Below are 23,659 nucleotides of genomic sequence, written 5' to 3'. Positions count from 1 at the left end.
TAAGTATGAAAAAAATAGTTGCTGCTTTATTGTTAATGCCGATAGCCTTCGCGCTTGCAGAAACCAAGGACGAGCTTGCAGTCAGAAAATTGGTTGTGCCGCGTTTAGGGCTTGGCGCCAAAGTAGATTCTGTTACCAAAACCCCCTATGCAGGTTTGTTTGAAGTACGTATTGGTAGCGATATTATTTACACTGATCAAAAAGCCGAATATTTGTTTTTTGGTGATGTTGTAGATGCCCGTACCTCCAACAATTACACCAAAGCGCGGGTAGAAGATTTAAGCCGCGTGAAGTTTTCGGATCTGCCATTGGAATCTGCTGCCAAGATGGTTAAAGGTGATGGCAAACGTGTAATTGCTATCTTTGAAGATCCGAACTGTGGTTATTGCAAACGCTTCCGCCAGACTTTGCAAGGTGTGAATAATGTGACGGTTTATACTTTTATGTATAACATTTTGTCCGAAGATTCTAGCGTCAAATCCAAAAACATCTGGTGCTCTGCCGATCGCAACAAAGCCTGGGATGAGTGGATGTTAAATGGCAAAGCAGCCCCAGCAGCGGCTGAAAACTGCATGACGCCAAACGAAAAAATTCTTGAGCTCGGTAAAAAAATGCGCGTCACTGGCACACCCACTATTATCTTTAGCGATGGCACCCGCATCCCTGGTGCAGTTGATGCCAAAGGTCTGGAAGCAAAATTCGCCAGCATTAAATAACTTATCAAAAAAATCAACAATGACTAGCATTGCAAGCCGCGCACAAGACTGGCGTGGCTTGTTGCTCGCTGCCGGCAAAGGGAGTCGTTTTGATCCCGCTGGCAACCAGAACAAGCTCTTGCAAATTACCGCTAACGGCCAACTCGTTGCCGAAAACAGTGCACGCAATTTACTCGCCGTATTACCCGATAGTTTAGCGATACTCTGCGCAACCAGTTCTATCAACACCCTAGAGTTACTCTCTTCTACCTTACAAAAAACCGGCTGTATGCTGACTGTCTGTGCTAATGCAGAGCAGGGAATGGCTGCGTCATTAGTACATGGATTGCAGCAAAGTGCAGATTATGCTGGCTGGATTATCGCCTTGGCCGATATGCCGTATGTCAAGCCAGATTCAATCAAAAAATTACTGCAGGCAATGCAAGCAGGTGTCGATATGGGCATCTTGGTTTATCAAGGTCAACGCGGTAATCCGGTTGGATTCTCCAGAAAATATTTAGACCAGCTATTAGCTTTAAGTGGCGATCAAGGTGCTCGCAAATTATTGCAGCAACATCTGGTGACAGAGATCGCGGTAGATGATCCGGGCATATTGCGTGATATTGATGTGCCAGAGGACTTGGCGAAACCGATATAAATCTAGCGTAAGTAGAGCTTAGGTGTTGGCGCGCACTCAATATTGACCAGATAAACGCAGTTATACGCACTGAATATTGACCAGGTAAATTAACCTATCCTTGCAGTTTTGACTGCGAGGGAATTCAAGGTGATTACCATGGGAATGTACTCTAAGGTCAGGCGGCTGTTCTACCGAGAACGGCTATCCATTAGCGAAATTCAGCGACGAACCAGCCTGTCGCGCAATACCATCAAGAAGTGGCTTAAAGAAGCCGAAGGGACTGAGCCGAAGTATGCCCGGCCTCCGACTGTCAGTAAAATAGCTCCCTTTGCATCCCTCATTCAGTTAGCGCTACAAACCGACAGCCATCGACCTAAAAAAGAACGTCGTACTGCGCTTATGCTATTTAAGGAACTCCAGCAAGCAGGGTTCACCGGTAGCTACTCGGGTGTCAACCGTTACATTTACGCCTGGCGTGACCAAGCTGCCAAAGTCACTGGTAAATCTGCCTTCGTTCCACTGAAGTTTCAACTCGGCGAAGCATTCCAGTTTGACTGGAGTGAGGAGCTGCTTGTCATTGGTGGCATTCATCGCAAAATCCTTGTAGCACACACTAAGCTGTGCGCCAGCCGTGCCTTTTGGCTGGTGGCTTATCCGACGCAAAGCCACGAAATGCTCTTCGATGCCCATACTCGCGCCTTTACTGCCATGGGTGGTATTGCACGGCGCGGTATCTATGACAACATGAAGACCGCTGTCGATAAAGTCATGAAAGGCAAAGGTCGTATCGTCAATGCACGCTTCTTTGCAATGACAGCCCATTACTTGTTTGACCCCGACTTCTGCAATGTGGCGTCTGGCTGGGAGAAAGGTATTGTTGAGAAGAACGTCCAGGATAGTCGCCGTCGTATCTGGAACGACGCCAGACAGGAACGCTTCGGCAGCTTTGCGGAACTCAATGCATGGCTGGCGGTACGCTGCAAGTTACTCTGGAGTGAATGCCGCCATCCGGATTACCCTGAGTTGACCGTCGCCGACGTGCTGGAACATGAGCAAGCCCAACTCATGCCGATGCCAACACCCTTCGATGGCTATGTCGAACTCGTAGCACGGGTTTCTTCTACTTGCTTAGTTCATGTCCACCGTAATCGTTATTCAGTACCGTGCTATTTGGCCAATCACATGGTCAGTGTTCATCTGTATTCAGAACAGATTGCCGTCTACGCTGAGAATGAGAGGGTTGCATGTCATCTACGACTATTTGGACGTGATCAGACCAGCTATGACTGGCAGCATTACATCCTTCTGGCAGAAAGAAAGCCCGGTGTCTTACGAAACGGTGCACCCTTTGCATTGATGCCGGCGCCTTTAATCAAATTGCAAACCACCTTGCTACGCCGTGCCGGTGGTGATCGCGTCATGGCTCAAGTGTTAGCGGCTATCCCGCACCATGGCCTTGATACCGTCATTGTGGCAGTAGAACTAGTGCTGGAGTCCGGTGCAACCAGTGTTGAACACATCACTAACGTATTGGTGCGATTAAGTCAGGGCGATCGTCCTGACCCCGTCGCCACAAGCTTGCAATTAATCGAAGAGCCGGTAGCCGATGCAAGTCGCTACGACAGCTTACATCAGGAGAATCAGCATGTTTAACATCATCAGTGAACTTAAATCACTCAAGTTATATGGAATGGCAACTGCCTATACCGATTTAACAGCACAGAGTACCGCGTCCGTGAGTACATCGGAATGGCTCATTCAACACTTGTTAGAAGCGGAATCGACGGATCGAGCGATGCGTTCGATCCGTTATCAGTTGCACGTTGCCAAATTTCCGATTCATCGCCACCTAGCTGATTTCGATTTTAGCCAATCCAAAGTAGACCAAAAGCTGATCGAACAGTTGGCCACGTTAGCCTTCACAGAGGCTGCGCACAACGTGGTGCTGATTGGTGGCACTGGCACAGGTAAAAGCCATCTGGCAACAGCACTGGCGGTCTCCGGTATTACGCAACATGGAAAGCGAGTGCGCTTCTTCTCAACGATTGAACTGGTGAATGCCTTGGAATTAGAAAAGGCAGCAGGCAAACAAGGACGCATGGCCCTAAGCCTTATGCAGATGGATTTGGTGATCTTAGATGAGTTAGGTTACCTGCCATTCTCACAGGTGGGTGGTGCGTTACTGTTCCATTTACTGTCTAAACTCTACGAACGAACCAGCGTCGTCATCACGACCAACCTGACATTCTCTGAGTGGAGCAACGTCTTTGGCGATGCAAAACTGACGACTGCGTTACTGGACCGACTGACACACCATTGCCATATTATTGAAACAGGTAATGATTCCTATCGTTTCAAACATAGCAGTGCCACAGCAAAAATGCGGATTAAATCAAGAGAAAGAAGCCGGGAATTAAACAAGCCTGAGACTGAGATATCAGCAGAACCTGGTGAAGTCTCTGGGCAGGAGTTTTAGTGCTTAAGTGGCTAAATTGAGTTCAACAAATGGAGAAAACAATGCACACATAATTGATCGACAAACCTGAAACAAACTTGTATGCTCAGCAACTAAGCGCCTGGTCAATATTCAATGCGCGCAGCTGGTCAATATTGAGTGCGCGCCAACAAGCTTAGGGTATTAGAGTAGCGCAACTAGATCTTGATGCTGCTTATGTTTCAAAAATAAATATACTCCCCGTTTCTGCACCAAACTAATTTACGGTGCTTTTTGCGGCAAGCACAGCGTGAAGTGTGCACCCGTGTCCAAGCTGCTATGGATGCTGATGCGTCCACCCAGCACACCTGTTACCAGGTTGTACACGATATAAAGCCCCAGTCCACTGCCGCCTTGCCCTAGTTTGGTCGTAAAAAAAGGGTCAAACAAATGCACCTGAGTTTCTGCCGTCATGCCTTGTCCGTTATCGTGATAATCCACTATAACTTCTTCATTCAGCAATTGCGCTTTAATAAAAATATGTCCTTTTTCTATATGCTCAAATCCATGCAGTAAAGAGTTGGAAATCAAATTAGTAATGATCTGTTCTATCGGGCCAGGGTAACTATCAAGTTGAATTTTTTCCGGGATATCGATATCGACAACATGACTCGTGCGTTTTAGCATCGGCAGCAGCGTTGTCATTACCTCTTGTACGGTTGATTCCAGATCAAACGAACGGCGCCGGGCACTCGATTGATCCACTGCGACTTGTTTAAAATCAGAAATTAGCTTGGCGCTGCGAATTGCATTGTGCTCTATCATCTTGCCCGCTTCATGCATGTGCGTGGCGGACTGTATTGCCTCACTTTTTCGTAATCCGCCGCCATTGAGTTTATCTAAAAAGCTACTGGTTTCGTCTTTGAGCGTGGATGCGATTGTGACGATATTGCCGATCGGTGTATTCAGTTCATGAGCAATGCCCGCAACCAGATTCCCCAGTGCCGCGAGCTTTTCAGATTGGATTAAATGCTTCATCGCTTGCTGTAATTCTTCGGTACGTTCTAGTACTCGACTCTCTAGCGCAAGGTTTAATTGTTCTAATGCGATTTTGGTTTTTTCTAGTTCGGTAATATCTAAAATCGCACCGATCATTCCATCAACAATACCAAATTGGTTTTTATATACTGCACGGTGAAAGATCACATGTTTTGGTTCGTTAAAATAGTTGTCAATGTTTAATTGAAAAACTTGTTTTTCATACTTCTTGTATAGCTCTTGATCTTTCTCCTCATACAGCTTGACTCGGTTAGGCTCTAGCCAGTCAGTCATTTTTTTATTAATAATTTTTTCCCGGGTGAGTCCCGTCATCGTGATGAACGCGTCATTACAACCCAGATAGATACCATCTTTATTTTTGTAGAAAATAGGGATCGGCATTGCGTCTAATAAGGCTTCGAGAAAATTTCTCTCTTTTAAAATCGCTTCTTCGGCGGCTTTACGTTCTGTGATATCGGTGATATTGCAACGGATGAGTCGAGTATTTTGCGGACTTGGCAGCCTCACCAGATGTAGCTCACATGGGAATTTTGTACCATCAGAGCGCACGCACTTCCATTCAAAACGAAGGTCTGGTCCAATCAACGATTCATTAAAATAACCAACGATCGTACTCGTCATATCCTTTCCATCATTATCTTTAGTCGAGACGAGTTTGATCGGGCTAAGCTTTAGCAAATCTGAGTGCTGGTAGCGAAAAAGTTGTAACGCATTACGATTGACATCGATAAAGCGATTCTTGTCAGCGTCTAAAACCAGCATCGCCTCCGGCGCGTGATCTATCAGGGTTCTGTACGTCGCCTCGCTATTACGCAAGGCGATTTCAGCTAGTTTGCGCTCGGTCATATCGGTTAGTGTTTCTAAGGCGCCAATCATCTGACCATCTTCATCCAACAAAGGCACCGCAGTGAACTGTAGCCATTTTCCAGTATCACCAACAACGTCAATCAGCTTTAAAAAAGCTTCCGTTTCGATGCCACCGATCACGACTTTGCTGTGTAAAACTGGGTTCTTATAATGTGTTTGGATCTCAGCCATCGTCGCATTATTCAGCACAAAGTCAGCCAGACATGGCCGTGGTTCCACATAAAATCCTCGCCATGTGTGATCTGATCCGACAATCTCGGTCGCGTTGGTATTCGTCATTTGCTCCAGCAAGGTGTTCCATTGCGTCACTTTATGGTTTTTGTCAATAGTGAATAAGGCAATCGGCAGATTTTTATAGGTCCGCTGCATTTGTTGTTCTATTGCGTTAGCGCGGGCGACAGCGAGTTTGCGCTCCGTGATATCTCTGGCGGAAGCCACTGATCGCTGCTTTCCTTCCAGCTCTTCTATGTGTAATGACACCTCTACCCAAAACAGATGACCATCAGCATGTTTGGCATGCCATTCAAATAATTGTGGACCTTCATTAATCGCTTTTGCTAACCAGTAGACCGCTTCTGCTTCTGTATATGGTGCGACATCAGAACTGGTATTTTTGATGTTGAGCGCGGCTACGTCTTCTGCTGCAAATCCATATAGCTCAGTAAAGCGGTGGTTGACATCAATTAACTTACCGGTTTCCATCTCTCGGACAACAATCGCCTCACTACTAAAGTTGAATAGCTCACGATAATTGCGTTCACTTTTTTGTAGTTCTCGTTGGCTGCGTTTTTTAGTTTGCAGCACAAATAGAAGCAAAATAAGCATCACTAAAAAGCCAACTATTAACGGCACTGTGATGCTGAAAAAAAGTGGTGCCGGCTCCGTAATTGATGGGATTTTGTGGTGGCTAGAATTGCTACTAATTAAGGCACTATCCACGCTATTAGTGCTTGGTTTGGTCGCGTTAGTAATGGAATTTTGAGCCGAGAATAGTGGGGTTGACCGGAGATTTTTTAGACTTGGCAAGCTGTCAATCTTGGCATTAAGATGGGCGTATTTGCCTAAAGTGAACACCATGCTTTGGTTGACTTCAGCTGCCTCAGTGTGATGTGAGTGCAGCGCAAAAAAAATAAAATACAGTATAAATTTTGCCGTCCAGGATGTGACGAGCCTCGTTTGCCATACACTTTCACAGCGCGTGTGGAGCATGTCGGGATTGTTGAGTAGGGCCATTTTTGCCTAGAATTAGACAGTCTGAGCTAAGACCGCAGAGATTATTTAATGGGATATTTTTCTCGCTGATCGGATCATCAATATACCTAAAAAGGACGACATTCGGTATTTTTAAGATTGAATTAGTTGTTTTTAAAAAAATTGGACTAATTTCTTTCTTATGCTTATGACCAAATATATCTAATGTCGGCGATTCCTCATAAAATATTGGCTAACGGTAATTGATGGGTAATCCGAGTATTGCCGAAACAGCAGCATTGATAAATGGTGACAAAAAAACTAAAGAAGAACGCAAAAAAAATGGATATTCCAAACAAGCAGCTTGTGAACAAACTGGGTTTCGCTGGCCTCATTCCCTTTTGTTTGTTGAGCTTGGCATGCTGGATTGTGCATCCCGACTGGTTAGGTTATTTCATCAAAGCTCAGCTATCGTATGGCGTTGCGATTTTGTCTTTTTTGGGCGGTTTGCACTGGGGCATTGCTTTAATGTCGAAAAATTTAAATCCTGTCGATACCCGCAAAGCCTTGTTGTGGGGCGTTATCCCTTCCATGATTGCCTGGTGTTCTATGGTAAATGTTGGCGTTGGTTTTTTAGTCCAAATTATTGGTTTTGTGGTCGCCTATCAGTTCGACAAGCAGCTCTATCTTCGTTATGAGCTACCCACATGGTTTATCGCATTACGCTTAAAATTAACAGGTGTTGTGATTGCCGCACTTGCTTTTACTTTTATTGCGGCAAATATACGCTGAAAAAATAAGTAGCGACAAAACCAGTAGCGATGTCAGGAAGATAATGCCAATAAGAAATATAATTAAAAATAGGATCGTTGTGAAGAATAAAGAATCCACATCAGCAAGCGCAATCAAGTACAGCATTGTCCCCAAAGATTTAGCTGGTCATCTATACCAAGTCAGCCTGCAAATCAGTCAGCCTGATCCTGCGGGGCAGATTGTGATGTTACCCGCCTGGATACCCGGTAGCTATATGGTGCGTGAATTCTCGCGCAATATTGTGCAACTGCAAGCAAATAGCGCAGGTAAAAAAATCGCAGTCAAAAAGCTCGATAAACATACTTGGCAAGCCGCCGCGTGTGATGGCGTCTTGACCTTGGAGTACGAGGTCTATGCATGGGATTTGTCGGTCCGTGCAGCGCATCTGGATCAGCAACATGGTTTTTACAACGGCACTAGCGTATTTTTGCAGGTGCTGGGACAAGAGATGTCGCCGCATATTGTGGACATCCAGCGAGCTGATGATGCCGCTTGCAAGACCTGGCGCGTTGCCACATCGCTCCCTGAATTAACAGCAAAACGCTACGGCTTTGGTACTTATATCGCCGCCAACTATGACGAGCTGATTGATCATCCGGTAGAGATGGGCAATTTTGCTTTGGCAAGTTTTGAGGCGCATGGTGTGCCGCATGATTTTGTCGTGACAGGCACCGTACCCAATATCGATTTGCAACGCATCACCGTAGACTTAAAAAAAATCTGCGAAACTCAAATTGTTTTTTTTGAGCCCAAGACCAAACGTGCACCGATGGATCGCTATGTGTTTATGACCATGGCTGTTGGTGACGGTTATGGCGGTCTTGAGCATCGCGCATCGACTGCGCTGATTTGCAATCGTAGCGATTTGCCAGCTAAACACCAGATCGAAATAACTGATGGCTATCAAAATTTTTTGGGTCTGTGCAGCCACGAATATTTCCATACCTGGAATGTCAAACGTATTAAGCCCGCAGCATTTGCCCACTACGATTTACGGCAAGAAAATTATACCAGCCTGCTATGGCTGTTTGAGGGTTTTACCAGCTATTACGATGATCTGATGTTGGTACGTTCTGGTTTAATCAGCGAGGCTAGTTACTTTAAGCTGGTTTCGAAAACCATCAACATGGTCCTGCGAGGATCGGGTCGTAAAAAACAAAGCGTGGCTGAATCCAGTTTTGACGCCTGGACCAAATATTATCGCCAAGATGAGAATTCACCTAACGCGATTGTCAGCTATTACACCAAAGGTTCTCTGGTCGGGTTGGCACTCGATCTGACAATCCGTACCGAGACTGCGGGGAAAAAATCGTTGGACGATTTGATGCGCGCGCTATGGCAAAAATTTGGACGTGATTTCTATCAAAATACAGCGTTAAGTCGGCAACAAGGTCTGGGCGAAAACGAGATCGAGGCGATCATACAACAAGCAACTGGCGTCAATGCCAAGCGCTTCTTAGATCGTTACGTGCGCGGTACGGAAGATTTGCCGCTATCTAAATTATTTGAAGATTTTGGGATCGTCCTGAACGATGGCAGCAAGTCTGCAAAAATAGTCAAACCGGTGCTGGGTGTACGTACCGGCAAAGATGGCAATGACTGCAAACTAGTTAATGTGTATGAAGGTCGCGCTGCACACCGTGCAGGATTGTCCGCAGGAGATGTGCTGATCGCCATCAACGGTTTGCGGGTCAGCGCCGCCGATGCCTCAGATGGTCTGACGAATGCACTGAGTCGCTACACAGTTGGCGACATCGTGCAATTACATGTATTCCGCCGTGACGAGCTAATGCTGGTCCAGGCTAAGTTGCAGTCAGATGATGTACCAGCCTTAGCACTGGCTTTGCAAGAGCACAGCAAAGCTGTATTGCAGATAAAACGACCTAGCTATCAGCGCGTAGTTAGGGCGTAATGCTTGCTATTAAATTATATACTGGGTGGTAGTACATGCTTGATAAGGAAAAAGACCAATATTTATTTGGAGGGCGGATTCAGTTACGAAGAGCAACGGGAGGTAAGTTTTAGGGGGAGTATATCCAAATTATAAAAAACCTCAAACGGCGTTCGATAGCCGAGGCATTTCCTAGGGCGATGATTGAGTTGATTGACTGCCCGTTGCAACTGGGCTTGAGTGATTTCCTTGAAGTTGGTGTTCTTTGGAAAGTAGTATCGTAATAAGCCGTTCGTGTTCTCGTTGAGCCCCCGCTCCCAGGAATGATACGGATGAGCGAAGTACACTTGGGCTTGCAGATGTGCTGCGATGGACTCATACCCTGCAAACTCCCTGCCATTATCGAACGTGATGGTATGGCAGTGCTGCTGATGTGGCGTGAGCAGTTGCTCGATGCTGGCAGCAACTCCTTGCGCGTGTTTGCTATGATGTTGCCGGGCTAAGGTAAAACGAGAGACACGATCGACCCGCGTAATGACGATACCTTGCTGTTTCTTGCCAATGATCGTATCGCCCTCCCAGTCGCCTAAGCAGATTTTTTGATCCACGATCGCGGGTCGTTGGTCAATGCTGATACGGTTCTTGAGCATGCCCCGGCGCTGTTGACCACTACCGTAGCGTTTGCGGTAGGGCTTCTGACCCCGCAGATGCTTGAAGAGAGTGCCGCCCGCTCTGCGGTCAGCGTAGATGCGCAGATAGACGGTTTCATGACTGCTCTTCATTTTTTCCTGCCGTTCCAGGCTTAACCGTTCGATTGCTTGCTGCGGCGATAAGTCCATGCGCAGGTAGGTCGAGACGGCGAGCCAGTCGTTGTCATCAATACGTCGTGCGTTACGACTATTCTTTTGTCGTTCGTCGGCTATTTTTTCGCTTGTAAGGGGCGCCATCCGCCTCCTCCGGTATTGCGCTTGAGTTCCCTGTGGATGCTGGACTTATGACGATGGAGTGCGGCAGCAATCTCGCTGACTGTCTTTTTTTCTAACCGCAGTGCGTAAATTTGGTATCGTTCGTCTTGGGTTAGGTGTGTGTAGCGCATATTCGGCAACTTTCGACTGGCTGGTCAAAAGGCATGAATGCTATCGCATCTGACCCTTTGACTTTTTATTCAACGTTGCTCTTCGTACTTGAATCCGCCGAGCTTTTTCCGTTATGTTATAGATACTTCCTTTTAGACTAGAGTTCAGCTACCGTGTAAAAACTCTAAAGAGTCTCATTAGTAGGCAAATATTTATTTAGAAACTTTTTAAGCAAATCCGCATCATAGGCTTACCCTCTTCAAGGTCTCGCTATGCTGCTACCCAATATAGACAACCAACAGCGCTGTTTAGTTCTAATTCCGATCTTGCTATTGCATATGGGATTGCTGCTGGTATTGCTTGATCGGCCAATTGGCTACGCACTAGCAGAAAAAAATGTTAAGTATATTGAGCTTCTTGCAAAATACCCAAACCAGTAAAGTCGAGCATGGGTGTGGCCACTGTTGCGATTGGTTTTCTTGTTTGAAGCGGCACATGTGACATGAATTTGTGCCGGATTATCGTTTTATGGCGTGTCAATCCCTATGTGACCATCACTGCCCCTATGAACGTTGGGAAACGTTGTTTTTTTCGACTCTTTAAAAGCAAAGCTGTTACGTAAATAAACGCATCAACTGATCTGCGGTCAATACCAATAAACCAAACATCAAATGCGACATCACTTTTTCGCTACCACGCACCCGTACTGTCGTGCCACCAAATTCGTCTTTCAGCCTGCCATTGGTACGTTCAGCTTGCGTGCGTTCTTTATAACGCTGTTGTTCATGCGGGGCGAACGGTTTCTTCTCCCCGCCGCGTGCGTTGTGATCAATTAATGGCACGTGGCCAAGACTTTTGCTGTGTGCCCTTAACTCTTCACTGCAATACGCTGCATCCATCAAATCGTACAAATTCGTTACTCGTGCGGCCGTCATCGTTGCTAACGGCACCGCCGTTTGACTATCGTGCACCGAGGCGCTGGTCAATAGCGCACTGATGGCAACGCCGCAGTCAGCGGTGTCGATATGCAGCTTGTAGCCGTTCCAACTCACTTTATAACCTTGCGCATTGCATTTAGTGCCGCGGTCACACTCTTTGGGTAAAGCATTGACGATGCTCGGTAAAGTTTGCGTCAACTGCCAGCCTATCTTGGTCACTTTCTCTTCCTTTGGCGGCCTTATCTCGCCTTTCTTTGGCCGTCCACGGCGCTGCTTTTGGGCCTTTTCTACGGAAACAACTTTCATGTGTTTCTTCGGCTTCTCGCGCGCCGCAATCGCCGTGCCGTCACGGCTGATGTGTCCAATGAGGCTGTCGCCTAAATAACTCTTGATCAGCGCTTCGTGCACTTTCTCCGCTAATTTGGCTTGGGCAAATTCGCCAAAGGCGCGCGAAAAAGTGGCTTCATTCGGAACTTCTTTCCACATCTCAAAGCCGCACAGCCGTTTTAAACTGCGATCCATCGTCAATCGTTCTATTAAGGCCGCTGTTGTATTGAGCCCCAACACAGCTTTGGCGATGAAGGCGCTGGCCAATGCACCACGGTCATGCGGTTTGCGTCCTATCCCTTGCCATTGGTCCGACACAAATTCTTCGATGCGCACCCAGTCTAGTACATGAATCAATTTTTCCAGCTTCGGCGTCAGTGACCCGCATTGCTGTTTTATCTCCGGTAGCAAATCGTGTTGCAGTAAATTCCAGCGTTGCATTATCAGCAGGCGTTGTGTAGGATTCATAGCGGAGCGCAGATGGTTGTTTAGTCACTTTCATCTTGCCAGAAATGGCCGCTCCTTTCTCATCTATTTTGCGCTTCTCGCAATAAAATTACTCTCCGGTGTTTCGTTTTGCAAGAACCTCTATTGATTTGATTAATCCGGCTCAGGTCAAAGTAGTGATGCCAGGGCCAGTAGCAGAACGATTGGCTGAGAAAATAACATTAACAGCGACAGCAGCGTCAATCAATAAAGTTTATTTTGTACAAAAAAATAGTAAAACGTCCTCAATAACAAGCGGCTTAGATCAACAAGTGATGGAGAAGTTCTCTCTGGAGGATGCTCACCCCGCGATAGTACCTGGCTTGGATTTGGAAGCTGTACGCAGTAATTTTCAGCGAAGTGAAAAGAAGCGCAATTATAATGTCATAGCGCAAATACCGATGACTCAACAAACAATGACGCTGGAGTCGAAATTGGCAGCCGACATTAATGATGCTCACCTCGAAGACTGCATGGTGGCGCACCCAGATGGTCAAGCCTTAGGTAATGTTAGGTTTGTTGGCTTGCTAACGGCGATTCCTTTAGCGGTGAGTGCGGTTAGTGGTAAAGGCTGTAAGTGGTAAATGAGGTAAGTAGCGGAGAACTAACGCCATTTTTTAGAAGCTCTTTTCTTAAATGAGCCCTCCAATGATTATGCGCCTCGCAGGCCAAACACACGCCAGAAGCCGCATTATCATTGGACAATCAAATTACATACTTTAGAAGAACAACTTCTGCAATTCCAGTCCCGGATTTTCTGCCCGCATAAATGCCTCTCCGACCAAGAAGCCGTGGACGTTGGCATCACGCATGCGTTTGACGTCGGCGCTGCTCATGATGCCCGATTCGGTGATGACTAATTTGTCTGACGAGATGCGTGGCAATAAACCGATCGTCGTATCCAACGTCACATCAAAGGTGCGCAAGTTACGGTTGTTGATCCCTAATAAATTAGTGTTTAGTTTTAATGCGGCGTCGAGTTCTTCACCGTCATGCACTTCTACCAGTACATCCATGCCTAGCTCATGCGCGCAGGCTTCGAGTTCTGCCATCAGGCCGTGATCGAGTGCCGATACAATCAATAGAATACAGTCCGCGCCCCAACTGCGAGCTTGATAGACCTGATAAGGATCAATCAGGAAGTCTTTGCGCAGAGCGGGAATGCTGCAAGCCGCCCGCGCTTGTTTTAAATAATCGGGCGCCCCCTGGAAGAACTGTTCATCAGTCAACACAGACAAGCAAGCTGCACCGTGGTCTGCGTAACTGAGCGCGATATCAGCAGGTTTAAAGTCGGCGCGAAGTATGCCTTTGGACGGTGAAGCTTTTTTGATTTCAGCAATCACACCTGCCTGACCAGCGCTGATTTTATTCCGCAAACTGGCTTCAAATCCGCGCAACGTTGCACGTGCTTCGGTATCGCTTTCGACTTCGCCACGCAGGCTGGCATACGATTGGTATTTTTTAGCAGCAGCTACTTCATCGACTTTGACTGCCAGAATTTTATTCAGAATATCTGACACGATTACGTCCCTTTACCTAGTTGCTGTGTGACCTGCACCAATTGCTCTAGCTTGGCGAGAGCGGCGCCGGAGGCGATAGCTGCCTGTGCTTTTTTGACGCCATCGGCGATGGAGTCGGCGATGCCCGCGCCGTACAGTGCGGCACCGGCATTCAAACTCACGATATCAGTCGCAGCCCCAGGTACGTTGTGCATGACTTCCATAATTTTAGCTTTAGATTCTTCCGCACCAGATACTCTGAGCTGACGATTGGAGACCATGTTCAGACCAAAATCTTCTGGATGAATATCGTATTCGCGGATTTCGCCATTCACCAGTTCGCCAACCATAGTGGGGGCGCCGAGCGAAACTTCATCCATATTGTCGCGTCCCCACACCACCAGCGCATGTTGTGCACCGAGACGTTGTAATACGCGGACTTGAATACCGACCAGATCGGGATGGAATACGCCCATCAAAATATTGGGTGCGCCAGCCGGATTAGTCAGTGGTCCAAGAATATTAAATATCGTTCGCACGCCAAGTTCTTTACGTACGGGAGCGGCATGCTTCATCGCGGCATGATGATTCGGTGCGAACATAAAGCCGATACCAGTCTGTGCGATGGATTGAGCAATTTGTTCTGGCTTCAAATTGATATTTACGCCCAGAGATTCCAATACGTCTGCACTACCGGAGGATGACGATACGCTGCGACCACCATGTTTGGCGACACGCGCACCCGCTGCGGCAGTCACAAACATCGATGCGGTAGAGATGTTAAAAGTGTGAGCGCCGTCCCCACCTGTACCGACGATGTCGATCATGTTCGTGGTATTTGCCAGCGGGACTTTGGTCGAGAACTCACGCATAACCTGCGCTGCTGCGGTGATTTCTCCTATGCTTTCTTTTTTCACCCGCAGACCCATGGTCAGTGCGGTGATCATCACAGGAGACATTTCGCCACCCATGATTTTGCGGAACAGATACAGCATTTCGTCGTGAAAAATTTCACGGTGTTCGATCAGCCGGGTCAACGCTTCTTGTTGGGAGATGGTCATCTTATTTTCCGATCAAAAAGTTTTTCAACAGCGCGTAACCATGCTCAGACAAGATCGATTCAGGATGGAATTGCACACCCTGTAAATCAAATTCCTTATGGCGCACACCCATGATTTCGCCGTCCCCGGTCCAAGCGGTGACTTCCAGACAAGCGGGTAAGCTTGAACGCTCAATTGCCAGTGAGTGATAGCGCGTGATGGTGTAAGGACTAGGCAAGTCGCTGAACACACCAACACCAGTATGTGCAATCGGAGAGGTTTTACCATGCATCACTTGTTTAGCGCGGATGATCTTGCCTCCAAAAGCGGCACCTATACTTTGATGCCCAAGGCACACCCCAAGGATCGGAAGTTGACCGGAAAAGCGTTCGATCAAAGGCACCGAGATGCCAGCCTCATGCGGTGTGCAAGGGCCGGGAGAAATACAGATACGATCGGGTTTCATCGCGGTGATTTCATCTAGCGTGATTTCATCATTGCGATAGGTGCGGACCTCTTCGCCCAACTCGGCAAAATATTGCACCAGGTTGTAGGTGAAGGAATCGTAGTTGTCGATCATGAGTAACATTTATATCTCCCCGTCTAGGCCATCTTGCACTTGTTCTGCCGCGCGTAAAACAGCGCGTGCTTTATTTTCGGTTTCTTGCCATTCCATTTCTGGCACGGAGTCGGCGACGATCCCCGCAGCCGCCTGCACATGCAGCATGCCATCCTTTAAAACACCAGTACGTATAGCAATGGCCAAATCCATTTCGCCGCCGAAGGATAAATAGCCACAAGCACCACCGTAAATGCCACGCTTGGTAGGCTCTAGCTGATCGATGAGTTCCATGGCTCTGACCTTGGGCGCACCAGATAAAGTGCCGGCAGGAAAGGTCGCTTTTAGCACATCAAGATTGGATAAGCCATCTTGCAGAATGCCTTCGACATTCGAGACGATGTGCTGTACGTGGGAGTATTTTTCGATCACCATCTGATCGGTCACTTTGACGCTGCCGGTTTTGGCGATGCGGCCCACGTCGTTGCGTGCGAGGTCGATTAGCATGACGTGCTCGGCGATTTCTTTCGGATCTGCTAGTAACTCTTTGGCGAGTTGTGCGTCAAGCTCCGGCGTATTTCCGCGTGGTCGTGTACCTGCCAGCGGGCGTATTGTGACTTTTTTATTGCTGTCACTGAGTTGTTCGTTACGTACTAAGATTTCTGGTGACGCACCGATGATTTGCATATCGCCAAAATTGTAGAAATACATGTACGGCGATGGATTCAGCGAGCGCAATGCGCGATACAGTGACAGCGGCGAATCGACATAAGGCTTGCGGATGCGTTGACCGATTTGTACTTGCATCAGATCGCCAGCCATGACGTATTCTTTGGCTTTTTCGACGGCTTTGAGGTAATCAGCTTTGGCAAAATCACGTATCGATTCTGTTCGGACCGATGCGGATGTGACGGGAGCATCAACACTACGGCGCAACATCGCGCGTAAATCGCGCAGACGCTGTCGGGCTTTGGACCAGGCTTCGGGTTGAGTCGGGTCGGCATAGACGATCAAATATAATTTGCCAGAGAGATTGTCGATGACGGCGAGCTTTTCAGTCACCAATAATTGAATATCAGGTAAGCCAAGATCATCTTTTGGGGTGCTGTGTTGTAAGCGCTTTTCGACATAGCGGACAGCGTCGTAGCCAAAATAGCCTGCCAGACCGCCGCAGAAGCGAGGCAAACCGGGGCGCAGTGCGACCTTGAAGCGGGATTGGAATTCGGCGATGAATTCGAGCGGATTTCCCTCTACGGTTTCGATTACTTTACCGTCTTTGACGACTTCGCTGCGGTTGCCGTAGCTACGCATCAAGGTGTTGGCCGGCAGACCGATGAAGGAATAACGTCCAAAGCGTTCACCTCCCATCACTGATTCCAGCAGGAAGGTGTTCTTACCTGTGTTCTGGGTTTGTGCCAGTTTCAGGTATAGCGTTAAGGGCGTTTCCAGATCCGCAAATGCTTCCGCGATCATAGGAATACGGTTGTAGCCTTGCGCGGCCAACGATTTAAATTCGAGTTCGGTCATGATGTGCTTTCAGCCGCCTCTATGCAATTCGAGGATGAAGGCGGATAAGACTAGATGAAAAAAACGGTTTTAGGCACATGCTCAAGGATAGGGCGAGCAGACGCCTGCGCGGAATCAGGTAGATTGCCAGCGTCGCCATAGCCAGGCCTCAAACGAGCCTAGTGTGATTGCGAAACGTTTTATAGTAAGGAACATTCTTAGGTGGTTGAACGTTAGTTGAATTTGGGGCGAATCTTTACTGAATCTTATGTAGAAATTAGCTTAGCTGCTTCCAATAAGTTTTGGACTATACCATCAGTGTCAATATTTTGTATAGCTTCGCCATGGTTGTAGCCGTAGGGTACATGCAACACCGGGCAACCTGCTGCACGAGCGGCCTGGGCGTCGTTTGAGGAGTCGCCAATAGCCAGAACTTGCGCAGGCGGTAAATCAAAATCAGCACACACTTGTAGCAGCGCCATCGGATCGGGTTTTTTGCGCGGGAAAGAGTCGCCGCCATAGACGATCTCAAAATAGCTGGCTAAACCTTTCTTTAATAGCAGCGGCGTGGTGAAGTTGACGGGTTTATTAGTGACGCAAGCCATGCGTAATCCAAGGCTGCGCATGGCTTCTAATCCTTCAATTACGTTGGGATAGAGCTTGCTGTAGTCGCCGTTAATGGCAAGATAATGGCGCTGATAAGCAGCCATTGCTGCGTCAAAATGAGTGGCGATTTTCTCCTGATCAAAGTCGACCGCCAGCACTCTATGGATCAGATTCTCCGATCCTTTTCCGACAAAATTGGTAATGGTGGTGATGTCTAAAGGCGATAGCGATAGTTCGGCGCGCATCCGGTTAATCGCAAGCAGAAAATCTGGCGCGGTATCGATCATGGTGCCATCGAGATCGATGATGACGGCTTTGATATTTTTCAGCATAAAATAATGAAATAAGACGTCCAATAATTCTGGGGCTTCCAGCCCGATATTGGTCTGGGAGCCGCAGAATGATTGGACACTATGTTTTATAAATATTTACACAGTCGCCAATTCGGCGCGCATGGCATTGATGACTGCGGTGTAATCGGGTTTGCCGAAAATTGCAGAGCCCGCAACGAAGGTGTCGGCTCCCGCTCTGGCGATTTCGGCGATATTGTCGATTTTGACGCCACCATCTACTTGCAACAAAATATTGCGGCCCGATTCATCAATCAGCCTTCTGACGGCAGCGATCTTTTTCAATGTGTGTGGAATAAAAGACTGGCCGCCAAAGCCGGGGTTGACGGACATCAACAAAATCAGATCCAGCTTGTCCATGACATTTTCTAAGACTTGCAAGGGTGTGGCGGGATTAAAGACCAAACCTGCTTTACAGCCACAATCACGGATTAATTGCAGGCTGCGGTCGATATGTTCTGAACCTTCAGGATGAAAGCTGATCAGATTTGCACCCGCTTTGGCAAAATCAGGAATAATGCGGTCAACAGGTTTTACCATCAGGTGCACATCAATTGGTACTTGCACATGAGGGCGAATTGCTTCGCAGACTAAAGGCCCTATCGTGAGATTTGGCACATAATGATTGTCCATAACGTCAAAATGAATCATGTCGGCGCCAGCGGCGACAACATTACGGACTTCTTCACCCAAACGGGCAAAATCGGCTGAGAGGATGCTGGGGGCGATACGATAAATAGTCATGGCGTGAGTGTCATCAATAAGCATGCAGTTGGGATGCGCTATTTTACTCTGATGGCTCTCGCGATTTTGTAAGATGCGAACTTGCGTCAGGTTTATTAGACCAGCCGGATGAAAACTGATGAGAACGTGTAAGCTGATCGCCTGAAAATCAACCAATCGAAAATTATTTAAAGAAAACTATGTCCGCTTACGAAATGAGTGTTTCCGTCGTCACAGAATATGTTGCTGAGCAATCGAATCCCGATCACAACAGTTTTGTCTTTGCTTATAAGCTGACGATCAAAAATATTGGTACCGTGGCAGCGCAAGTGATCGCGCGCCATTGGATTATTACCGATGCCAATGATTATATTGAAGAGGTGAAAGGGCTAGGCGTTGTTGGCCATCAACCATTTTTGCAGCCGGGACAAAGTTTTGAATACAGTAGCGGCAGTCAGTTAAAGACGCCGCAGGGGAGTATGAAGGGGAGTTATTTTTGCGTAGCAGAAGATGCGCATCAATTCGAGGTAGCGATTCCTGAATTTGTCTTATCTTTGCCACGCACCTTGCATTGACTTTATTTTTTTGATTCTGGCTCTGATGCCGTTATTGATTCTGGTTCTAGCTCTGATTTTTGTTCGACCTTAGTCGGCGGTACACGAGGTCTTTGCCCTTGGAACATCGTCCACCACACAATAAAAATTAATAAACACATCGCCAGACAAGCTTCTAATCCTAATAACCACATTTTGTTTTCCTCATGTTCAAACTTTCCGCCATTCTACCCCTGACCGCTGTCGCTGTACTGCTGGCAGCGTGCAACTCGACACCGATCAAAAAAGTACCTGTACCGGCGGTGACTACACCACCCGGTAGCGCTACTACCGTTGTTATCCCGCCTATTGCGACCAAGCCTAGCGACTTATTTAAGCCAGTCAGTTTTAATGATGTGCCGGGGTGGCAGCAAGACAATCTGGCCGAAGCCTGGCCAGCTTTTTTAAGTTCATGTTCAGCGTTACGCCATAAACCGGAATGGAAAGAGCCTTGCACGATCGCTAAAGATGTTGATGGAAAAGATAACGGTGCTGTACGGGTATTCTTCGAAGCATTTTTCACGCCGCATCAAGTGTTTAATCCAGATGGTACGAATGAAGGTCTAGTGACGGGGTATTACGAACCTTTATTGCGTGGTTCTCGAAAACGTGGCGGCGTCTATCAAACCCCGTTATATCGTACTCCGCCGGACTTGCTGACGATAGATTTGTCTAGCGTATACCCAGAGCTTAAAAATATGCGTCTGCGTGGGCGCTTGGTCGGGAGCAAAGTGGTGCCTTATGCGTCCCGTGCTGACAGCCTACCGGCGTTGACTGGCAAAGAATTGGTTTGGGTTGACGATGCAATTGACGCCTTCTTTTTGCAAATCCAAGGTTCTGGTAGAGTAGTTTTAGAGGATAACAACGAGACTATTCGCCTCGCTTATGCCGACCAGAATGGCTACCCTTATAAGTCGATAGGGCGTTATTTAGTCGATAAGGGTGAACTAAAGTTAGAGCAGGCTTCAGCCCAAGGGATTAAAGAATGGTTAATAAAAAATCCGGCTCGACAAGATGAATTGTTGAACGCCAATCCGAGCGTGGTGTTTTTCAAAGAGGAAAAAATTGCTGATCCTAGTATCGGACCTAAAGGTGCTTTAGGTGTTCCTTTGATTGGGCGGCGATCTATTGCGGTCGATGCGCAATTTTTACCGCTTGGCGCACCGGTATTCTTATCCACGACTCAGCCGAATAGCAGCAAGATTCTTCAGAAGCTAGTGATGGCACAAGATACTGGCGGTGCGATTCGTGGCGCTGTGCGGGCAGATTTTTTTTGGGGTTTTGGTAACGAGGCAGGTGAGCTAGCCGGTCGCATGAAGCAGCGCGGTATGCTGTGGTTGCTATTGCCTAAGTCAGTGAACTAATTTTTTTAAATAAATCAGGAGATTATATGGAATACCAAAATATCATCGTTGAGACCAAGGATAAAGTCGGTGTCATTACTTTAAATCGGCCCAAGGCACTGAATGCTTTAAATGACCAATTAATGGATGAGTTGGGCTTTGCTTTAAAAGCGTTTGATAAAGACGAGACCATCGGTTGTATCGTCATTACTGGTAGTGAGAAAGCGTTCGCTGCGGGTGCTGATATCGGTGCGATGGCGAATTACTCTTATATGGATGCTTATAAGAACGATTACATTACGCGCAATTGGGAGCAAATACGTCAAATTCGCAAACCGGTGATTGCTGCCGTAGCAGGTTATGCCTTGGGCGGTGGCTGTGAGTTAGCAATGATGTGCGATTTTATTATCGCTGCAGAAAATGCCAAATTCGGTCAGCCGGAAATTAAGTTGGGGACTTTGCCTGGAGCTGGTGGAACCCAGAGACTGCCACGGGCGATTTCCAAATCTAAAGCGATGGACATGTGCTTGACTGCGCGGATGATGGATGCGGCTGAAGCGGAACGTGCGGGCTTGGTCTCTCGAGTTGTGCCGTTGGATAAATTGCTAGAGGAGGCATTAGCAGCGGCAACTGTGATCGCCTCAATGTCTTTGCCGATCGTGATGATGGTAAAGGATTCCGTCAATCGCGCTTATGAAACAACGCTGGCAGAAGGTGTGCAATATGAGCGCCGTTTGTTTCATAGTAGCTTCGGTACGGAGGACCAGAAAGAAGGAATGAAAGCTTTTATAGAAAAGCGTCCAGCCAACTTTAAGAATCAGTAAGCTATTCTATTAATTCAAACGATTTATAAAATATGAATGGAAAGCGCTTGCCAAAGGGAGGTGTAGTTTGCTATAGTTCGGCTCCCGTCGAGAGGCGGGGAAATAGAGGTAGAAAGACAGTGAAACACGAGAAGTGAGTACGGTAGTTTGAAGGCAGAGAATTGAACAAGATCAGGTAGAAGAAACCGGATGGGATTTAAAAGGAAGCTTCAAAATAGGTATTGACGGAAAGCGGTAAGTGGTTCATAATCTCGCTTCTTTGCTGCTGACAAACAAAACGCTTTGTCAGAAAGTAGAGAGAAAAGAGTGGTTGATTCGCAAGAATCCTAGTCTTTTTAAAGCGACACAGAATACAGATCTTTAACAATTAACAGTCAATAAATGTGGGCACTTGATAGAAGGCACCGTGATTTAATTTATTAGATCATGATACTTAAAAAATATCAAATGTTCGCAAAAGTAATAAATAGGATATCTCGCAAGAGATAGCCTGTCAGTTATTTGAGTGAGCGACACTGTTCGAAAGAACAGAGTTCAGCAATGAACAAAAACAGAGATTAAACTGAAGAGTTTGATCCTGGCTCAGATTGAACGCTGGCGGCATGCCTTACACATGCAAGTCGAACGGTAACGCGGGGCAACCTGGCGACGAGTGGCGAACGGGTGAGTAATATATCGGAACATACCCTAGAGTGGGGGATAACGTAGCGAAAGTTACGCTAATACCGCATACGAACTCAGGTTGAAAGTGGGGGATCGCAAGACCTCATGCTCATGGAGTGGCCGATATCTGATTAGCTAGTTGGTAGGGTAAAAGCCTACCAAGGCGACGATCAGTAGCTGGTCTGAGAGGACGACCAGCCACACTGGAACTGAGACACGGTCCAGACTCCTACGGGAGGCAGCAGTGGGGAATTTTGGACAATGGGCGCAAGCCTGATCCAGCAATGCCGCGTGAGTGAAGAAGGCCTTCGGGTTGTAAAGCTCTTTTGTCAGGGAAGAAACGGTAGTTCCTAATACGGACTACTAATGACGGTACCTGAAGAATAAGCACCGGCTAACTACGTGCCAGCAGCCGCGGTAATACGTAGGGTGCAAGCGTTAATCGGAATTACTGGGCGTAAAGCGTGCGCAGGCGGTTATATAAGTCAGATGTGAAATCCCCGGGCTCAACCTGGGAACTGCATTTGAGACTGTATGGCTAGAGTGTGTCAGAGGGGGGTAGAATTCCACGTGTAGCAGTGAAATGCGTAGATATGTGGAGGAATACCGATGGCGAAGGCAGCCCCCTGGGATAACACTGACGCTCATGCACGAAAGCGTGGGGAGCAAACAGGATTAGATACCCTGGTAGTCCACGCCCTAAACGATGTCTACTAGTTGTCGGGACTTAATTGTCTTGGTAACGCAGCTAACGCGTGAAGTAGACCGCCTGGGGAGTACGGTCGCAAGATTAAAACTCAAAGGAATTGACGGGGACCCGCACAAGCGGTGGATGATGTGGATTAATTCGATGCAACGCGAAAAACCTTACCTACCCTTGACATGGAAGGAATCCCGAAGAGATTTGGGAGTGCTCGAAAGAGAACCTTTACACAGGTGCTGCATGGCTGTCGTCAGCTCGTGTCGTGAGATGTTGGGTTAAGTCCCGCAACGAGCGCAACCCTTGTCATTAGTTGCTACGAAAGGGCACTCTAATGAGACTGCCGGTGACAAACCGGAGGAAGGTGGGGATGACGTCAAGTCCTCATGGCCCTTATGGGTAGGGCTTCACACGTCATACAATGGTACATACAGAGGGCCGCCAACCCGCGAGGGGGAGCTAATCCCAGAAAGTGTATCGTAGTCCGGATTGTAGTCTGCAACTCGACTACATGAAGTTGGAATCGCTAGTAATCGCGGATCAGCATGTCGCGGTGAATACGTTCCCGGGTCTTGTACACACCGCCCGTCACACCATGGGAGCGGGTTCTGCCAGAAGTAGTTAGCTTAACCGCAAGGAGGGCGATTACCACGGCAGGGTTCGTGACTGGGGTGAAGTCGTAACAAGGTAGCCGTATCGGAAGGTGCGGCTGGATCACCTCCTTTCTAGAGTTGTGCTGAAAGTTAAGTGTCCACACTTATTGACTGTTACTGTAAAGAACAAGGTAAGTTGCCAGGAAACTGGCGACAAGCTGTATAACTCACTCACGTGAGAAT

22 protein-coding genes and 1 rRNA gene are annotated in these 23,659 nt (G+C 47.5%); 12 read left to right on the top strand and 11 right to left on the bottom strand.

Annotated features, from left to right (window positions below; genetic code table 11):
* Positions 1 to 5: 5 nt before the first annotated feature.
* The 4 genes from RGU72_RS12910 (at position 6) to istB (ending at position 3,811) form a co-directional block, all read left to right on the top strand.
* A complete protein-coding gene (locus tag RGU72_RS12910; RefSeq protein ID WP_322120113.1) occupies positions 6 to 716 on the top strand; it encodes a DsbC family protein in 711 nt (236 codons plus the stop codon).
* Positions 717 to 735: 19 nt separating this feature from the next.
* Complete coding sequence (locus tag RGU72_RS12905; protein WP_322120112.1) at positions 736 to 1,353, top strand: nucleotidyltransferase family protein; 618 nt, start codon at positions 736 to 738, stop codon at positions 1,351 to 1,353.
* 138 nt (positions 1,354 to 1,491) lie between these two features.
* Positions 1,492 to 2,988, top strand: coding sequence for an IS21 family transposase (istA, locus tag RGU72_RS12900; RefSeq protein WP_322118258.1), 1,497 nt, complete (start codon positions 1,492 to 1,494; stop codon positions 2,986 to 2,988).
* A complete protein-coding gene (gene istB, locus RGU72_RS12895) occupies positions 2,981 to 3,811 on the top strand; it encodes an IS21-like element helper ATPase IstB (RefSeq protein ID WP_322118259.1) in 831 nt (276 codons plus the stop codon). The genes istA and istB overlap by 8 nt, the downstream gene beginning before the upstream one ends.
* 240 nt (positions 3,812 to 4,051) lie before the next feature.
* Here istB and RGU72_RS12890 read toward each other — a convergent pair whose 3' ends face one another.
* A complete protein-coding gene (locus tag RGU72_RS12890; protein WP_322120111.1) occupies positions 4,052 to 6,520 on the bottom strand; it encodes a PAS domain S-box protein in 2,469 nt (822 codons plus the stop codon).
* A gap of 31 nt (positions 6,521 to 6,551) precedes the next feature.
* Here RGU72_RS12890 and RGU72_RS12885 point away from each other — a divergent pair, with 31 nt between their 5' ends.
* The 3 genes from RGU72_RS12885 (at position 6,552) to RGU72_RS12875 (ending at position 9,611) form a co-directional block, all read left to right on the top strand.
* A complete protein-coding gene (locus RGU72_RS12885; protein ID WP_322120110.1) occupies positions 6,552 to 6,677 on the top strand; it encodes a hypothetical protein in 126 nt (41 codons plus the stop codon).
* 551 nt (positions 6,678 to 7,228) lie between these two features.
* Entirely contained in the window at positions 7,229 to 7,678 is a 450-nt protein-coding gene (locus tag RGU72_RS12880; RefSeq protein ID WP_322120109.1) for a DUF3429 domain-containing protein, read from the top strand.
* A 43-nt stretch (positions 7,679 to 7,721) separates the two neighbouring features.
* On the top strand, positions 7,722 to 9,611 hold the full coding sequence (locus RGU72_RS12875; protein ID WP_416200124.1) for a M61 family metallopeptidase: 1,890 nt from the start codon (positions 7,722 to 7,724) through the stop codon (positions 9,609 to 9,611).
* Positions 9,612 to 9,694: 83 nt separating this feature from the next.
* On the opposite strand, the gene RGU72_RS12870 is transcribed toward RGU72_RS12875, so the two are convergent.
* From RGU72_RS12870 to RGU72_RS12860, 3 genes are all read right to left on the bottom strand, one after another.
* Positions 9,695 to 10,537 carry an IS30 family transposase gene (locus RGU72_RS12870; RefSeq protein WP_322120107.1) on the bottom strand — a complete coding sequence of 281 codons (843 nt, stop codon included), beginning with the start codon at positions 10,535 to 10,537 and terminating at the stop codon, positions 9,695 to 9,697.
* On the bottom strand, positions 10,510 to 10,686 hold the full coding sequence (locus RGU72_RS12865; RefSeq protein WP_322120106.1) for a helix-turn-helix domain-containing protein: 177 nt from the start codon (positions 10,684 to 10,686) through the stop codon (positions 10,510 to 10,512). The genes RGU72_RS12870 and RGU72_RS12865 overlap by 28 nt, the downstream gene beginning before the upstream one ends.
* A 594-nt stretch (positions 10,687 to 11,280) precedes the next feature.
* Positions 11,281 to 12,399, bottom strand: a complete 1,119-nt coding sequence (locus tag RGU72_RS12860; RefSeq protein WP_322117783.1) for a transposase — start codon at positions 12,397 to 12,399, stop codon at positions 11,281 to 11,283.
* A 98-nt stretch (positions 12,400 to 12,497) separates the two neighbouring features.
* Here RGU72_RS12860 and RGU72_RS12855 point away from each other — a divergent pair, with 98 nt between their 5' ends.
* Positions 12,498 to 13,001 (top strand): hypothetical protein, encoded by a 504-nt coding sequence (locus RGU72_RS12855; protein ID WP_322120105.1) that lies wholly within the window; start codon positions 12,498 to 12,500, stop codon positions 12,999 to 13,001.
* Positions 13,002 to 13,136: 135 nt separating this feature from the next.
* Here RGU72_RS12855 and trpC read toward each other — a convergent pair whose 3' ends face one another.
* The 6 genes from trpC to rpe all read right to left on the bottom strand — a co-directional run bounded on the left by trpC (position 13,137) and on the right by rpe (position 18,721).
* Positions 13,137 to 13,937 (bottom strand): indole-3-glycerol phosphate synthase TrpC, encoded by an 801-nt coding sequence (trpC, locus tag RGU72_RS12850; RefSeq protein WP_322120104.1) that lies wholly within the window; start codon positions 13,935 to 13,937, stop codon positions 13,137 to 13,139.
* A gap of 2 nt (positions 13,938 to 13,939) precedes the next feature.
* Complete coding sequence (trpD, locus tag RGU72_RS12845) at positions 13,940 to 14,977, bottom strand: anthranilate phosphoribosyltransferase (protein ID WP_322120103.1); 1,038 nt, start codon at positions 14,975 to 14,977, stop codon at positions 13,940 to 13,942.
* A gap of 1 nt (position 14,978) precedes the next feature.
* Complete coding sequence (locus RGU72_RS12840; RefSeq protein ID WP_322120102.1) at positions 14,979 to 15,545, bottom strand: aminodeoxychorismate/anthranilate synthase component II; 567 nt, start codon at positions 15,543 to 15,545, stop codon at positions 14,979 to 14,981.
* Positions 15,546 to 17,042, bottom strand: coding sequence for an anthranilate synthase component I (gene trpE, locus RGU72_RS12835; RefSeq protein WP_322120101.1), 1,497 nt, complete (start codon positions 17,040 to 17,042; stop codon positions 15,546 to 15,548).
* 245 nt (positions 17,043 to 17,287) lie between these two features.
* Positions 17,288 to 17,959, bottom strand: coding sequence for a phosphoglycolate phosphatase (locus RGU72_RS12830; protein WP_322120100.1), 672 nt, complete (start codon positions 17,957 to 17,959; stop codon positions 17,288 to 17,290).
* A gap of 96 nt (positions 17,960 to 18,055) precedes the next feature.
* Positions 18,056 to 18,721 (bottom strand): ribulose-phosphate 3-epimerase, encoded by a 666-nt coding sequence (gene rpe, locus RGU72_RS12825; RefSeq protein ID WP_322120099.1) that lies wholly within the window; start codon positions 18,719 to 18,721, stop codon positions 18,056 to 18,058.
* A gap of 179 nt (positions 18,722 to 18,900) precedes the next feature.
* Between rpe and apaG the strand changes: the two genes are divergently transcribed.
* Entirely contained in the window at positions 18,901 to 19,275 is a 375-nt protein-coding gene (gene apaG, locus RGU72_RS12820) for a Co2+/Mg2+ efflux protein ApaG (RefSeq protein ID WP_322120098.1), read from the top strand.
* Positions 19,276 to 19,277: 2 nt separating this feature from the next.
* On the opposite strand, the gene RGU72_RS12815 is transcribed toward apaG, so the two are convergent.
* Positions 19,278 to 19,448: a hypothetical protein gene (locus RGU72_RS12815; protein WP_322120097.1), complete on the bottom strand. Its 171-nt coding sequence runs from the start codon at positions 19,446 to 19,448 to the stop codon at positions 19,278 to 19,280.
* A 12-nt stretch (positions 19,449 to 19,460) separates the two neighbouring features.
* On the opposite strand from RGU72_RS12815, the gene RGU72_RS12810 reads away from it, so the two are divergent.
* The 3 genes from RGU72_RS12810 to RGU72_RS12800 all read left to right on the top strand — a co-directional run bounded on the left by RGU72_RS12810 (position 19,461) and on the right by RGU72_RS12800 (position 23,548).
* Positions 19,461 to 20,657, top strand: coding sequence for a murein transglycosylase A (locus tag RGU72_RS12810; RefSeq protein WP_322120096.1), 1,197 nt, complete (start codon positions 19,461 to 19,463; stop codon positions 20,655 to 20,657).
* Between the two features lie 26 nt (positions 20,658 to 20,683).
* Positions 20,684 to 21,460 carry an enoyl-CoA hydratase gene (locus tag RGU72_RS12805; RefSeq protein WP_322120095.1) on the top strand — a complete coding sequence of 259 codons (777 nt, stop codon included), beginning with the start codon at positions 20,684 to 20,686 and terminating at the stop codon, positions 21,458 to 21,460.
* A gap of 559 nt (positions 21,461 to 22,019) precedes the next feature.
* Positions 22,020 to 23,548: ribosomal RNA gene (locus RGU72_RS12800) — 16S ribosomal RNA — on the top strand.
* Positions 23,549 to 23,659 lie beyond the last annotated feature (111 nt).

The organism is Undibacterium sp. 5I1, assembly GCF_034314085.1.
GTDB lineage: Bacteria > Pseudomonadota > Gammaproteobacteria > Burkholderiales > Burkholderiaceae_D > Undibacterium.
The sequence above is the reverse complement of the archived record's forward strand: the minus strand, read 5'-3'. Positions and strand labels throughout refer to the sequence as shown.

What these genes read in the sequence shown, in the direction of transcription:
- RGU72_RS12910 (WP_322120113.1), top strand. Translation starts at nt 6, where the DNA reads ATGAAAAAAATAGTTGCTGCTTTATTGTTAATGCCGATAGCCTTCGCG.
- RGU72_RS12905 (WP_322120112.1), top strand. Translation starts at nt 736, where the DNA reads ATGACTAGCATTGCAAGCCGCGCACAAGACTGGCGTGGCTTGTTGCTC.
- istA (WP_322118258.1), top strand. Translation starts at nt 1,492, where the DNA reads ATGGGAATGTACTCTAAGGTCAGGCGGCTGTTCTACCGAGAACGGCTA.
- istB (WP_322118259.1), top strand. Translation starts at nt 2,981, where the DNA reads ATGTTTAACATCATCAGTGAACTTAAATCACTCAAGTTATATGGAATG.
- RGU72_RS12890 (WP_322120111.1), bottom strand. Translation starts at nt 6,520, where the DNA reads ATGCTTATTTTGCTTCTATTTGTGCTGCAAACTAAAAAACGCAGCCAA.
- RGU72_RS12885 (WP_322120110.1), top strand. Translation starts at nt 6,552, where the DNA reads ATGCTGAAAAAAAGTGGTGCCGGCTCCGTAATTGATGGGATTTTGTGG.
- RGU72_RS12880 (WP_322120109.1), top strand. Translation starts at nt 7,229, where the DNA reads ATGGATATTCCAAACAAGCAGCTTGTGAACAAACTGGGTTTCGCTGGC.
- RGU72_RS12875 (WP_416200124.1), top strand. Translation starts at nt 7,722, where the DNA reads ATGCCAATAAGAAATATAATTAAAAATAGGATCGTTGTGAAGAATAAA.
- RGU72_RS12870 (WP_322120107.1), bottom strand. Translation starts at nt 10,537, where the DNA reads ATGGCGCCCCTTACAAGCGAAAAAATAGCCGACGAACGACAAAAGAAT.
- RGU72_RS12865 (WP_322120106.1), bottom strand. Translation starts at nt 10,686, where the DNA reads ATGCGCTACACACACCTAACCCAAGACGAACGATACCAAATTTACGCA.
- RGU72_RS12860 (WP_322117783.1), bottom strand. Translation starts at nt 12,399, where the DNA reads ATGAATCCTACACAACGCCTGCTGATAATGCAACGCTGGAATTTACTG.
- trpD (WP_322120103.1), bottom strand. Translation starts at nt 14,977, where the DNA reads ATGACCATCTCCCAACAAGAAGCGTTGACCCGGCTGATCGAACACCGT.
- RGU72_RS12840 (WP_322120102.1), bottom strand. Translation starts at nt 15,545, where the DNA reads ATGTTACTCATGATCGACAACTACGATTCCTTCACCTACAACCTGGTG.
- trpE (WP_322120101.1), bottom strand. Translation starts at nt 17,042, where the DNA reads ATGACCGAACTCGAATTTAAATCGTTGGCCGCGCAAGGCTACAACCGT.
- RGU72_RS12830 (WP_322120100.1), bottom strand. Translation starts at nt 17,959, where the DNA reads ATGCTGAAAAATATCAAAGCCGTCATCATCGATCTCGATGGCACCATG.
- rpe (WP_322120099.1), bottom strand. Translation starts at nt 18,721, where the DNA reads ATGACTATTTATCGTATCGCCCCCAGCATCCTCTCAGCCGATTTTGCC.
- apaG (WP_322120098.1), top strand. Translation starts at nt 18,901, where the DNA reads ATGTCCGCTTACGAAATGAGTGTTTCCGTCGTCACAGAATATGTTGCT.
- RGU72_RS12815 (WP_322120097.1), bottom strand. Translation starts at nt 19,448, where the DNA reads ATGTGGTTATTAGGATTAGAAGCTTGTCTGGCGATGTGTTTATTAATT.
- RGU72_RS12810 (WP_322120096.1), top strand. Translation starts at nt 19,461, where the DNA reads ATGTTCAAACTTTCCGCCATTCTACCCCTGACCGCTGTCGCTGTACTG.
- RGU72_RS12805 (WP_322120095.1), top strand. Translation starts at nt 20,684, where the DNA reads ATGGAATACCAAAATATCATCGTTGAGACCAAGGATAAAGTCGGTGTC.